Source organism: Lachnospiraceae bacterium JLR.KK002 (assembly GCA_036941025.1).
Classification (GTDB): domain Bacteria; phylum Bacillota; class Clostridia; order Lachnospirales; family Lachnospiraceae; genus Petralouisia.
Genome location: JAYMNP010000001.1, coordinates 814,727 through 827,984, shown reverse-complemented (window position 1 = coordinate 827,984; position 13,258 = coordinate 814,727). Strand labels below are relative to the sequence as shown.

The following is a 13,258-nucleotide window of genomic DNA, read 5'->3' as shown; positions in this document are numbered from 1 at the left end:
GGCCCCTCCTCTTATACCTTCAGGGCTCCTCCCAACTCCGTTGGGCCCCTCCTCTTATACCTTCAGGGCTCCTCCCAACTCCGTTGGGCCCCTCCTCAAGGTAAATACTAATTTATCTTTACCATGCTGCCTTTGAGCTGGGTCATACCGGAGGCCTGCAGTCCCAGTTCTCCGTCGGCTTTTACCTTTATGCTGGTTCCTTCCACAGAGGTGCTCTGGCCTTTCGTCTTAAGGCTCTGCTGTGCTTCTAACTGAATGGTGCTGCCGGTAACTTTAACTCCGTTGGCATCTGCTTTCAGCGCTTCTTTGGTGCCTACGGTAAGGGTAATTTCCTGTTTTGCCTTTAATGCTATGGCGCCGTTTTTACTGTCCAGCAGAATGCTGTTTTCTTTCCCTTTATCCTGTATCTGAATGGTTTCCTGTTCATCATCCAGCAGGATTTCCAGTCCCTTAGGCGTGTTTACCGTAATTTTCCCTTTATTCTCTGTCTCGGTAAAGGTAATCTTATGGCCGCCCTTTGTCATAACCGTTTTTGTCTCGTTTTTCTCACTGGCCGCCCCTTCCGGCAGCTTGTCCGTTCCGTTCCACAGACATCCCAGCACTACCGGCATATTCATGTTTCCGTGGATAAATCCCACCAGCACTTCCGTGCCGATTTCCGGCAGCCAGTAATTGCCAAATCCGTTTCCCCCATAACCTGTCATAACTCTTACCCAGTCGGATGTTTTTTTATCCTTCTCGCCCATCAGATATTCCACTTTTATCATACCCATATGGTCTTTATCCCAGATATCTTTCACAATAGCATTTAAAAGCCCCGGCGCCGTTATCTCAGGATATGTCTTCTCTTCTTTTTTATCTGACAGCAGTTCATCATAAAAATTCAACGTTTCCAGCCTCCCACTTCAAAAGACGTCCGATAACCGTCCCCGCTAAATATATGCTTTGCTTCCATAATATCATATATACCGTCAATCAGGCTGGCATCTCCGTCCTTGATTTTCACCCGACCGCCCGCCTGAATCTCAGGAATTCCGATACATACTCCGCTGGCCTGCCTGGCCTGCTTTTTGGCCTCGTCCGCTTTGTGGTCCGCAATCTTTTTCGCATCGCTGTTATCCTCCACGCTGGCGTTCATTTCTGTTTTTTCACTCTGTACCAGGGATTTCTGCTTATCGTCCGCCTTTACCTTTACCTCTGCCGTAACTTCTTCTTTTTTATCCACATCCTGCCCCATAATCTTTATCACCACATCCTGAAAGGAAGCTCTCCGCTGAAAGGAAATGATATCTTTCGCCCATTCCAGCTCCACCGTATGAAACAGTTCCGCCTTTATATCCTTAAAATAAACTATCCCCGCCTGCACAAAAAAGTCCCGGTTTGCTTTTTTACACAGTTCCTCTTTGATAAACTCATAATCACTTCCATTCTGGAGAATGCAGTCCGTTTCCAGCTTATCGGTGGCATCCACATCTTTTGACTTATAAGCCGGTTTATATTTTTTAATTACTTCATTAAAAGCGTCGGAATAGCTTTTTACCTGATGGGAAATATTGCTCTTTTTGCTTCCCATCATCATCCTGCGTACGTCAACTGCCGTCACCCGGATGGAGGGACTCTCAGAAAGCTCATAAGTAATTTCATCCACATATCCATAAAACAGAGACGTCAGAGAAGACCCATAGCCCATTTCCACTTCCACCAGTTCCCCCAGAATAAAATCAGAACTGACATCGTCCCGAAATTTGCGGTTCTCCAGATCATACACATTTGTCAGCTTAATCACCGCCGCGCTGGCCACCGTCTGGGAAAGGGTTACCTCCACGGATTCCACCGCATAGTCAGATTCCCCAATCAAATCAAAACCGGAACTTTTAACTTTCATCGCAGGCACCCTGAAATCTTTATATTTCGCTGCCAGACTGGTCATTGTAATGGTTGCCATAATCTGTCTCCTTTCAAAGGGCCGGGAGTTTTACCACCTGTCCCGGCCTGACGTCCAGGGGATTCAGGATTCCGTTTTCTCTGGCTATCATTTTCCACATATCCGGATCCCCGTATTCCATCCCGGCAATATCCCACAATCCGATTCCCTGACGGATGGTACGGTATTTGGTGCGGTCCGGCGATTCAAAAGGAGACGCCCTGCGCCTGTCCCTGGGGGATATCAGAGATTTAAAGGTCAGGCTGACTTTTGCCCGTACCGGCATACCGCTTTCCGTAAACATGGTATAAGTATGGTTGAATCTTGTGACAATCCCTCTGAAATGCAGAGAACCCCATCGGAATGTAACTTCCGGGGGACGGTGCAGGCTTCCGTCAATGGAGGTTGCGTCTGCAATCTGCTTCGTAATGGCGGAAACGTCCGTGGACACAGGCGGAGTGCCAAAGGAAATCAGTGATGTTGGCTGTTTCGGCACATAAGTGTCCAGGAAAAGGTTCAGAGAAAGTTCCGTGGCCTCTCCGGAAATATACTGGAACAGGGGCCCGTCCAGACCGGGCACTTTCTTTTCCGAATAATTTGCGCTGTCTGTAAGCTGATATTCCGAAGGGTTAAACAGCACATCAATTATACTCATTCCGATTTCTTTTTCAATTTCCAGTTTCGCCTTTGTAAGACCCAAAGAAATTCCTCCTTTCCCGCTCCCTGTGTAACAGGCAATTGTGAAACAATAAAATCATCATAATTTCATGCACAATTCTTACAATTATCTTAAAAGATTTTCATCATACAAAAGCACGAAATGCGAAACGCGCTGAACATTCCAGCAAGCCTCTGACTACAAAATCCCCTGTCAGCAAAGGCTTCCAGCGTCTTTTGAGTCTTGCTTCCATAGCGCTAAAATGCATTCCTTTGCTTTTGATGAGGAAATCTTTCTTTTAAATTTTCTGAATTGTGTGTGAAATTCAGAAAATTCCTGAGTTTCGCAATTGCCTGTCCCTGTATAAAATCATTCCATTAAACAAGTCCCCTGCGCAGTTTCTCCACATGAAGTTCTTCGTAAAGGCGCTTTTTCACCTGCTCTGCAAAAACATTCACATCCTCTTTTGCCTGAGCGGCGCTTTCCACTTTCCTGAGTTCCGCTTCCACCTCTTCCAGCTTCTGCTCCAGCTGGGCCTGGGCTGATTTTAATTGTATGGTCTCCTGCTGCATATGCAGTTCTGCTCTGCTCTGTCCCTGGTCCGCTATCATATTTTTGTTTACAGAATATGTAAGTTCCGGCATGGGCTGACTGCCCGTCTTCCGGCCATAACCAGGAAAATTCCTGTTCTGCAGCACCGTTCCATGCTCCGGTACAGGCTCCGGAATCTGTCCCATTCTGACGTTCCTGCCGTATATGGCGGCAGAACTGCCATCCAAAAGCTGCTGCTCTTTTACAAACGGAAAGCTGCCTGTGCTTTCATCTGTAAACCGGACGGTATTTTTCCTTTCATCTGCATACCGGATTCCGCAGGCCTGTGCCAGCTTCCGGAGATACATCCCCATCCTCAGACGCCGCTGTCTTTCATATCCCTGAATATAAAAAACCAGGCCGGGATATGCAGCAGCCCCGGAAAGTTCTCCTGTATTGGATTTTTCCAAATCCGGCAGGTTTTCTTCTATCAGAAGTCCTGTCTGCTTCCCTTTTGCAGAAAGGTGGCGGCCTTCCCTCTGTTCCTCATACACAGCCCACCGAAGTTCTGCAATCCGGGACAGCTCTCTTAACAGAATTCCATACTGTTTCTCATCCAGTGTCCGGATATGGCGGAGAAGACTCTGAATCGGCGCCATTGCAAGCTGGCTGTCTGCATACACCAGATGGAGCCTGTCTTCTGTCTGATGGTTCATCTGTACCAGCAGGCGCTGCAGGCTGTTCCGGTCTTTTGCACCTTCTATCTGACGGCGTATGAGCTGAGTCTGCAAATCTTCCTGGCTCATATCCTGCGAAAGGAGATTCTCCGTCTGCCACTGCCCGGACAAAATATCTCCGTCTTCCCGTTCCTGCTCCTGTTCCGGATGAAACAGCAGAGATTCGCTCCATTCCCACATCTCCCGGTAAGCCACACCTGCCGCGCCGGTTTCTTCTGACTGCAGAAGCTGTAATTCGGCAGACGGAAAAGCGGACGTTTCTGCCTGAACTGTTTCCCGATTCTGTTCCTGCATAACAGAGAACTTTTCTGAAAACTCTGTCTTCTGTTTTTCTGAAAGCTCTGTCTTCTGTTCTTCTGAAAGTTCTGTCTTCTGTTTCGTAAGAACCTTCTGCAGAACATCTGTCTGATGCCGGAGCAATACCGCATCTGCCAGTCTTCGTACAAATCCTTCCCGCTGTTCTTCGTTCAGATTACGAACATAGGTCAGCATCCGTCGGGTTTCTTCTTTGTCCGGTTCTTTTATCTGACTTTCCTTCCGGAGCAAAATATGATTCTCTCCGTATATCGCCCTGTTTTCCATATACTGATTAATCTGTTTTATGATTGAAACCAGTTCCTGATAAGGCTCCTCCTGTGCCGGCCGCTGTTCTTCCTGTGCCGCCCGGTACTCCTCCTGTGCTGGCCGATACTCCAGGCTTACAGAATCCAGAATTATTTTTCCATAAGTACAGATTCGATGGATTTCTTCCTCTGTCTGACTGTCTGAATCCGGATATTCTTTCTGTTGTTTTATGAAATTTTCCTCTACAAAACGGAACATTGCTTCCTGCTCTGCCGATGCGGGAACTGTTTCCTGTCTCCAATCGGAAATACTGTCACCGGAAGCTGTTCCGGAAGACTGCTCCATACCGGCCGCCTGCTGCCAGAGCAGCACCGCTTCCACCAGTCGGCTGACAAATTCCCCTTTCTGTTCTTCTTCCATTCCGTGGAGATGAAGCAGCAGCTTTTCCAGACCTTCTCTCTGTTCTTCTGTCTGATTTACCTGATAAGAACTCCTGCGCTGAACCGGAACAGGTTCCTTCTCATATACATTCCAACCTTCTATTCTGCGGCTTACCTGTTCCATAAGGTATACCAGTTCCTTCTCATATTCCCCTTCTTTGGCCGGAATTATCGGAGCGGGTTCCCTTTCTTCGGAAGATTCCATCTTTTCTTCCGGTATCCCGTAAACAGATGTCTCCAGCAGCAGTCTGCTCCATGTACATATATTCTGAATTTCTTCTTCCGTCAGCCCTTCCTGTCCGGCTTTTTCCTGATACCGGATTCGGAATGTTTCTTCCTGCAGTACTCCCTGATACTGTTCCCGGTATTTTTCAAACATCCGTTCTTCCCGCTGTCTGAGCTGTTCCTTCCACCGTTCTCCGGTGTCCTCCAGCTTCTGAACAAGCTGAGACGGTTCCTCCCAGTCTTTTGTTACATCCGCAAGAACGGTAAAGGGTTCTTCCTCCACCATGGAAGAAATCTGTTCCCGGAAATTCCTGTTCCATTCCCGTACCTGTTCTTCCTCCAAATGCCGCATCTGTTCCGGAAAAAGCATGTCTGCCTGCTCCCGCACCTGCTGCAGAACCTTCGCCTCCGGTATGTCAGACATTGCAGCTTCTGTTCTTTTATGTTCCAGCCGAAGGGCTACTCTGTCCAGATAAGAAATCATTTCCTCACGGCTTTTCTTCCAGACTGTCAGCGGACTGTCTTCCTGCTCCGGCTCCTGTTCCGGCTCCACCACCTGCCGGTAAAACAGCAGAAATTCCTTCTGCTCAAACAGCTTCGCCAGGTCAGACAGCCTGTCGCCCTCTGTCTGTCCCGCCGCAGGCTTCAGAACCTTCCGGAACGCCGCTTCATCCCGTTCCGATTTTTCTGATTTCTCCGGCGTTTCCGGGTTTCCTGTTTTCAGTCTGGCATATTTTTTTCCTGCAAATTTCAGTTTTGCGAATCTGTCCCTGGCAGTTCTTTCCCGCAATTCCCTTTCTTCCGTCAGGGCTCTTTCTTTTCGGTCCGTCTCCGCCAGTCCTGTCTTCCGGATAAGGCTCCTGCAAAGAGCGGTCTCTTCTTTCAGGCGCTCTGTCATCCGCCCGGCCTGTACCCCGCCGCAGGTTTTCAGATAAGCAATTACTGCTTCCCTCCTCTGCCAGATGGAAGTCTCTGCCAGTCTGCGGTATTCCGTCTCAGACAGAGAAGCAAGGAGTTCCCGCTCCGGCGCCCCGGTCATCTGCTTCGAATGCTCCTCCAGAAATTCTCTGACCTGCCGGGAAAAAATGGAAAGCAACCGGTATTCTTCCAGTTTCTGTTCTGTTTCCTGATGTTCCCTCTGCCAGCCTTCATAACGTCTGCTCTCCGTCTGTTCCTGCTCCAGCAGCGTCATATACTGCTCCACACTTCGGAACATGGTAAAATCCCTGCCCTTTAACTGGGTAAGACAATACTTCTCCACCCGCTTAAGGCTGGTCTCCATCCTCCGAATACCAAAAGCCAGAGAAGACGGATATTTTTCCTCTCCCATCTGCAGCATTCTGTTTTTCAGCAAAAGGCTGATTAAGAGCTGTATCTGCCTGGGCTGCCCCTCTTCCTGTCCGGTTTCCCCGCTCAGATAGACGAGCTGAATCTGTTCATACTCCGGGGAAGATGCAGGAACATATTTGTCCCACAGGCTCTGCAGCAAATCCTGTCTGATATGAAGCTGTATGTTCTGTAAAAAAGGCTTTCGTAACTTCAGCATAGGTTTCCTTAAAATCCAATCTTATTGATGGTTTCCGATAATCCGTTATGTGAAATTTCCACTTTTTTAATCAGCAGGCCGCTGCTGGTAGCGTCCAGCGTGTCAATTTCCCATTTGGTAACAATACCCCACTTTGCCTCGTAAGTGGCTGTGGGAATCATGCCTGACTCCGGCATAACCATAATGACAATTCCCTTTTTCAGTTCATACCCGGCTGTCAGGGTGGTACGGGTCAGTTCCCCGCTGGCAATGCCGTATTCCAGAACCAGTTTATCCATGGACTGACGCGGCTTCGGCAGGTAATGCACCCGGTCATTTACCCCGCCCTCTGTCACCGTTTCAAATTCCATGGTGGCAGATATATTAGATACTTTGGAAAATCCCAGAGGCATTCCATTCAATATCACTTTAAATTTAGTACGTTTTGCAAGATTGTCCTGCACTGCCATCTCTTTTCACCTCTGTACCCGTTTTACGTTTTCTTACGGTCAGCGCAGTAAAAGCGCAGACCTGTCTGAACTGTTGCAGATTCGCCTATATCCGGAAAATATCATCTTCCGGCTGTTCATGGCTGACTTTTCTGTTAATCTCCGATATCTCCCGGCACCAGCGGAGCCTTTCCCGGTGGGTAAGGCCCAGAACATCCTCCCGGCTCCAGTGCACATAATAGGCGATAAAGGCCGCCTCCTCATAAATTCGGTCCGCCGGATACACATTTACAGCCCGGCTTCCATAAAATTTACAGGTACAGTAATTTCCTCCCCGCAATGGGGGCAGACGGTACGGTATACAGGCACTTCCGCCTGATTTACCCTTTCATACAAATCCTGCAGATACGCCAGATCCGGCGTATACAGCCCCTCGATTACTTTCGTGTCCACTGCAGGCATGGTTCCCAGGCTGGTAATTACGCGGGAAAGCAGAATAATTACCAGATACCCCGGATTCTGCTGTACTCTTGGATCCCGCAGGGGTATGATTTCATCTGCCGCCGTAGCCAGCCGCATCCGCCCTTCCCGATGGAGATTTCCATCCCTGTCCACATAACCTTTGGGCAGGACAAAAGAAAATTCTGTCTCAAACATGTTTTTACCTTTGCTTTCCTGTCTGCTCCGGACAGTTTCCATGCCCGGAGCACGTATTTATGTAACCTGTCAGTCATAACACCGTATCATAATTTTTACGAAACTCTGGTCATTCCCTCATGGGCAATTTCAAGGGACTCAATGGCAACATCAGAAGTTGTCGCACTGAAATCCGGTGCTGTGTATTTTGCAGGCCATGCGTTGATTACCTGCCAGGAAGCGGTAGCTGTTTCCGTTTCATCCAGAATCGTAATGGTAATCGTCTTGCGCTCCACTTCGCCTTCCACACCTGCAATCATCCACTCATACATTACCATGGAATCCGCAACGCCCTTCTTCAGGGTAATATTCCCGTATTTTTTCAGTCCGGGAAGTTTCATGGGCGTCTGCACCATATCGCCCTCGCGATACTCAATGACGTCAATTGACGCGTCGAACCCGGATGCCTCGGAAAAACCGCCGGCCTCCAGACCGTCTATTTCCACCTTATATCTAAACTTTCCATATGGAGTACTTGCCATCTCCTCACAACGCTCCTTTCCAAATTCATTTCATTTCAGAGAAATGTTTTATCCTTATACGGAATCACCTGTTTTCTGTGAAATCCGGAAGATTACAAATTCCGCAGGTTTTACCGGTGCAATGCCGATGACGCATACCAGCCTTCCGTTGTCAATATCATCCTGGCTCATGGTATTTCTGCCGCAGTTGACGAAAAATGCTTCCGAAGGCGCTGAGCCTGCAAGAGCGCCGCCTCTCCAGAGCCCTGTCAGGAACACATCAATGGTCCGTTTCACCCGTACCCACAATACCTCGTCGTTGGGCTCAAATACCGCCCAGTTGGTATTGGCCTTAATGCTTTCTTCAATAAAGATAAACAGCCGGCGCACGTTAATGTATTTCCAGCTTCCGTCGCTGCTGGCTGTACGCGCACCCCATAAACGGATACCCTGTCCTGGGAAAGAACGAATCAGGTTGACCCCTTTCGGATTCAGAATATCCTGCTCGCCCTTGTTAAACTGGCAGTCCAGTCCCACACATGCCCGTACCGTTTCATTGGCCGGAGCCTTATGTACGCCTCTGGTGTTGTCGCTGCGTGCATATATTCCGATAACGGAACCGGAGGGCGGAATTGCCATATTCTTCTTGTCCAGCGGGTCAAACACTTCCAGCCAGGGATGATACATGGCTGCATAATTGCTGTCCACAATTTCCCTGTGGGCAATGATATCATCCATTTTCTTTGCATTTCTGGGCATATCCAGTACCGCAAAACGGCTGGCAAGGTTCTCGCAGTGAGCCACCAGCATTAACTGTACGTTGGGGTCCACAACGCCGGGCACAGCCATAATGGACACATTGTCATTATCCAGAAATGCCTGAATTCCGGTACGTTTTCCGGCGCCCTTGTCCACGCCGATAAAATCTGCGGCGCTGATATTGGATACGGAACCGTTGCTTCCGCCTTTCAGAGCAACCACGCAGAATGCCTTCTCCGGGTCCTCTCCGGCAATTTCGTCAAAAGGAGCCACCGCTTCGCTTTTGGCGCTTCCCACATACTTTACTTCAATAAGGTCAGACTTTGCCGTCTTCTTCTCCACATAATTGGGAATAGACACATTGAAGGAGAGATTTTCATAGAATTCCACAATGTCGTCATACTTCACTTCCAGATTGAATTCACAGGTGGAAATCACTTTGGACGGCAGCAGGTTCTTATCCACCACATCCTGTTCAAATTCCTTTTCAAATACGACAATATTGTCCTGGCTCTTAACCACACGGTTGTACACCACATTGGTCATGTCTTTGTATACAACCACATCGCCCTCGTGGAAACCTGCGGAATTCTTTACCGAATACTGTTTGCCGTCGGCAGTCTGAAGTTCCTCCAGAATCTGGGTCTTTGCCTTGCTTGCCGGAGTTACCACAATGCTCATGCTGTTTCCCCACAGTCCGGGATTCTTCGCACGTACCCGAAGTACCGTGTCCTGAGCCGGAACTCTGGCCTGTGCAGCCTTTGCGTCGCCGGGGGCCACGCGGGAAATATAACAGCGGGAACCTCCGTTTACAAAAAAGTGTTCCACTGCATAGGATAAAAACCGATATTCCCCAAACTCATTTTCAGAAAGATATCCGCCGAACTTCCTCTTAAAATCTGCAAAATTGGTAACAAGCTGAGGAACGCCTTCTGCCGGCCCTCTCTCCGCAAGGCCGATAAAGCCGGCTGTACTTGTACCAACGCCTTCCATTGGCTTTCCGCCTGAATCAAATTCCTCTACATATACGCCTGGTGATAAATATTCAGCCATAATCTCCCAACACCAGCAGCATTTACCGCTAATGCCGGCTACCTCCTTTCCTTGTAAAAACTCATCGTTCTGTAACTTAACGTTAAGGCGGCAATGTATGCTCCCGCCACCTTAATCTTGTTTGATTATAAAACATGCCACTAAACAAAATTCTGAACAATTCGGGAAAATTTTTCTGACAGTTCCTTTTTTCATCGGAAACTACCCGTTGGGGCAGTTCCAAATTTCATCAAAAACAGATAAAATAAAAGTGGTATTTCCGGTCTGTTGCCGGGCATCCGCAAATCATACCGGAAAAAATGCAATGTATGAAAAACGCCTGCAAAGTCTGTTTTATTTCCTGTATGATATTCTGAAACAGGAAAATTTACAGGCGTTCACAGCGCTTTTTATATTTGTATACAAAAGGATGCGGCAAAATGAGGAACGAAAACAGTAAAATCCAGATACCAAATGTAGACAAAGGATATACGGAACGCACAGCAGACACCCTTCTCTCATCTCTGCAGGAACATATCATCCTGCTCAATGCCGGCGCCGGTTACGGAAAGACACAGATACTGGCCAATTACATACATCATTCTCCGGAGCAAAGCGCCTGGTACAGTATCAGCGATACGGACAATGATCTGATGTCTTTTATTCAGAATTTCACAAAATCTGTTCAGAATGCGCTGGAAGATTCCGGCGAAGATTTCATGGTTTCCGTTCCGCTTCCGGAAGATATTGATATTCTGATGGAACAGCTTGTCATATGGCTGGATACCCGTATCAGCTTCCTGAATGTGGTTTTCGATGATTTTCAGGAAATCAGCAACCCGGATATCTTTAACCTTCTGGATATTCTGATGGAAACCATGGACAGGAAAATCCGTCTTTTTATTGTGGAAAAACGTTCTCTCCCGCTATTTTTTGATAAATATATCAGTTCCGGACGAGCCGTCTGCATCGGAACGGAGGAACTGAAATTCACACAGGAGGAGATTATGCTCCTGCTGGGAGATATGGGCGAAAATACCCGTCAGTGTGCCAGCCTGATTTACGACTGCACGGAAGGATGGCCCGTAGGCATTGCCCGGATTATGCTGCAGATTCAGCGTCAGATAAAAAGCACCACCCTGGATATTTTGAAGGAAATCTGCGAAAATCTGGAAGTCTCCGATTATTTCATGACAAAGGTATATCATATGCTGCCCTATAATATTCAGACTTTTCTGAAGAAGACAGCTGTCCTGGACTATATGACTCCCGCTGTCTGCAACCGGGTGGCAGATATCTATAATTCTGAAGGTATGCTGCGGTACCTGGCAAATGAAAAACTGTTTGTACAGACGCTGGGAGACGGATGCCTGTACCGCTATCATTCTATTTTCCAGCAGTTTCTGCTGTCACAGACAACATTGGAGGAACAGCAGGAAACCCTGCGCACCGCCGCTTATTTTCTCCTGAAAACCAACGAAAAAATCCAGGCTGCGGAATACGCCTGCCGGGGCAGGGCAGACCAGATTGTCCAGGCAGTTCTGGAAGTTTCCGGCGATTCCATGTTAGAAGACAGACTCTATGCCACCCTGGAACGCTGGTTCGGATTTCTGGAAGCCGAGCACTGCATACTGACTTCAAAAACAAGGTTTATTTACGGAAAATATCTGATGGCCCTGGGCCATACTTCTGAGGCATACCGTCAGATGGAGCAGGCCGGAACCATGTTTCAGGAAGAAGGGCGCCTGCGGGATTACAAACGTGTTCTGCTGTTCCAGGCGGCGGCAAAACGAAAAACCGGAGAACTGGAAGAAGCGGACAGGTACATGGCCCAGGCTCAGGAAGACCGTGAAACCTGCTGGAACGAAACCACAGAAGCTGTCTGTACGGAGCAGCTTAAAATAAAATGCTGCCTGCATCAGTTAGAGGACGCCGCCCTGCTTCTTTCCTCCTGGACAGGTCAGGGCGCTCAATTTCGGAAAAACACCTTTCTGTCTGCTGCAAAACAGGTAATTCCTCTGCTGAACCACCGAACAGAATCCCCCTTTTCTTTCCCCGGTATCCGGTTAGAACACATTCCGGAAGGATTCCTTCTGCGGAACTGTATTCTGGCGGAAGAATTAAAACATGCATACCAGGCTGCCGACTATGAAACCGCAGGACAGACCGCCAGAGAAATCCTTACAAATTCCGCCTGTGAAACCATTCAGACGGCCGTTGCCTGGGAAATCCTGGCTGTCTTATCCTGGGATGCCGGCGATTACCGCAAGGCCATGGAGCAGTCCCGCAGCGGCAGCACATTTTTAAATAATAATCACATCCGGAATCTGGACTTTACACCGAAACACCGGCAGATTATAAACGAAATCCACTCCATCCGCAGAAATACTTCCGATACGCGCCATCACATCCCTTCCCGGCAGGAAACGGACGCTGCTCCGGAGCAGAAAATATCCGGAAAAATCAAAATCCGGTGTCTGGACGGTTTCCTGGTATTCCTTCCCGGCTCAGAAGGTCAGCCCCTGAAATGGAGAACAAAAAAAGCCCGGGAGCTGTTCGCCTATCTGTTCCACCTGCAGGGCGGCAGTGTTTCCAGAGAAGTACTGATTGAACTTTTATGGCCGGAAGCCGGCAAAAAAAGCGCCATTGCACTGTTTCACACCACCCTTTACAGCATCCGTCAGGCATTTTCTCAGGAGGGGCTGGAAGAACTGATTTCCTATGAAAAAAAGAAATACTCTCTGAACATGCAGCTTGTGGATTCAGATCTGGAAGCACTGACGTTATTTTTCAAAGATGAGACTGCCTGCCAAAAACATCCAGAGCGGATTATGGAGCTGTATCCCGGAAGTTACATGGGAGGCAGCGGTTACCTCTGGTCCTATGGCATGGCAAAGGAACTGGAACATCAGTACCTCACGGTACTGAAATCCGGAGCCTCCGGCAAAACCCTTGAAAATCATCCGGAAGAGGCTCTTCCTTTCTTCCGCCGTATACTGGAAGCCGATCCTTATAATGAAGAAGCAGTATCGCAGCTTGTCTTCTGTCTGTACAAAAGCGGCAGACAGTCAGAAGCAAAACAGCAGTATGACAGAATGCAGAAACTGTACCGGGATGATCTGGAGCTGGATTTCTCCAGAACTTTCCGTGAAATTATCGGTCAGTCCGCTGCCCCGTAACTGTCCCGGAAAGGTCAGACAGGCCCATGCCCCGCAACCATCCGGAACCCGCAGACAGGCCCACGCCCCGCAACTATC

At 48.4% G+C, this 13,258-nt stretch carries 10 protein-coding genes; 1 reads left to right on the top strand and 9 read right to left on the bottom strand.

What is annotated here, in order from left to right; translation table 11 throughout:
• Positions 1-107 precede the first annotated feature (107 nt).
• The 9 genes from VSQ32_03985 to VSQ32_03945 all read right to left on the bottom strand — a co-directional run bounded on the left by VSQ32_03985 (position 108) and on the right by VSQ32_03945 (position 10,022).
• Positions 108-887, bottom strand: coding sequence for a phage baseplate assembly protein V (locus VSQ32_03985; GenBank protein ID MEH2942035.1), 780 nt, complete (start codon positions 885-887; stop codon positions 108-110).
• Positions 884-1,945, bottom strand: coding sequence for a hypothetical protein (locus tag VSQ32_03980; GenBank protein ID MEH2942034.1), 1,062 nt, complete (start codon positions 1,943-1,945; stop codon positions 884-886). Before VSQ32_03980 ends, VSQ32_03985 begins: the two co-directional genes overlap by 4 nt.
• A 13-nt stretch (positions 1,946-1,958) precedes the next feature.
• On the bottom strand, positions 1,959-2,624 hold the full coding sequence (locus VSQ32_03975) for a hypothetical protein (GenBank protein ID MEH2942033.1): 666 nt from the start codon (positions 2,622-2,624) through the stop codon (positions 1,959-1,961).
• Between the two features lie 335 nt (positions 2,625-2,959).
• Complete coding sequence (locus tag VSQ32_03970) at positions 2,960-6,625, bottom strand: hypothetical protein (protein MEH2942032.1); 3,666 nt, start codon at positions 6,623-6,625, stop codon at positions 2,960-2,962.
• An 8-nt stretch (positions 6,626-6,633) separates the two neighbouring features.
• Positions 6,634-7,074 carry a phage tail protein gene (locus VSQ32_03965; GenBank protein ID MEH2942031.1) on the bottom strand — a complete coding sequence of 147 codons (441 nt, stop codon included), beginning with the start codon at positions 7,072-7,074 and terminating at the stop codon, positions 6,634-6,636.
• 85 nt (positions 7,075-7,159) lie between these two features.
• Positions 7,160-7,339, bottom strand: coding sequence for a DUF6760 family protein (locus VSQ32_03960; protein ID MEH2942030.1), 180 nt, complete (start codon positions 7,337-7,339; stop codon positions 7,160-7,162).
• A 2-nt stretch (positions 7,340-7,341) separates the two neighbouring features.
• Positions 7,342-7,710, bottom strand: coding sequence for a phage tail assembly protein (locus tag VSQ32_03955; protein MEH2942029.1), 369 nt, complete (start codon positions 7,708-7,710; stop codon positions 7,342-7,344).
• A 95-nt stretch (positions 7,711-7,805) separates the two neighbouring features.
• Positions 7,806-8,231, bottom strand: coding sequence for a phage tail protein (locus VSQ32_03950; protein ID MEH2942028.1), 426 nt, complete (start codon positions 8,229-8,231; stop codon positions 7,806-7,808).
• A 54-nt stretch (positions 8,232-8,285) separates the two neighbouring features.
• Positions 8,286-10,022: a phage tail sheath family protein gene (locus tag VSQ32_03945; protein MEH2942027.1), complete on the bottom strand. Its 1,737-nt coding sequence runs from the start codon at positions 10,020-10,022 to the stop codon at positions 8,286-8,288.
• Positions 10,023-10,441: 419 nt separating this feature from the next.
• On the opposite strand from VSQ32_03945, the gene VSQ32_03940 reads away from it, so the two are divergent.
• On the top strand, positions 10,442-13,180 hold the full coding sequence (locus VSQ32_03940; GenBank protein ID MEH2942026.1) for a BTAD domain-containing putative transcriptional regulator: 2,739 nt from the start codon (positions 10,442-10,444) through the stop codon (positions 13,178-13,180).
• Positions 13,181-13,258 lie beyond the last annotated feature (78 nt).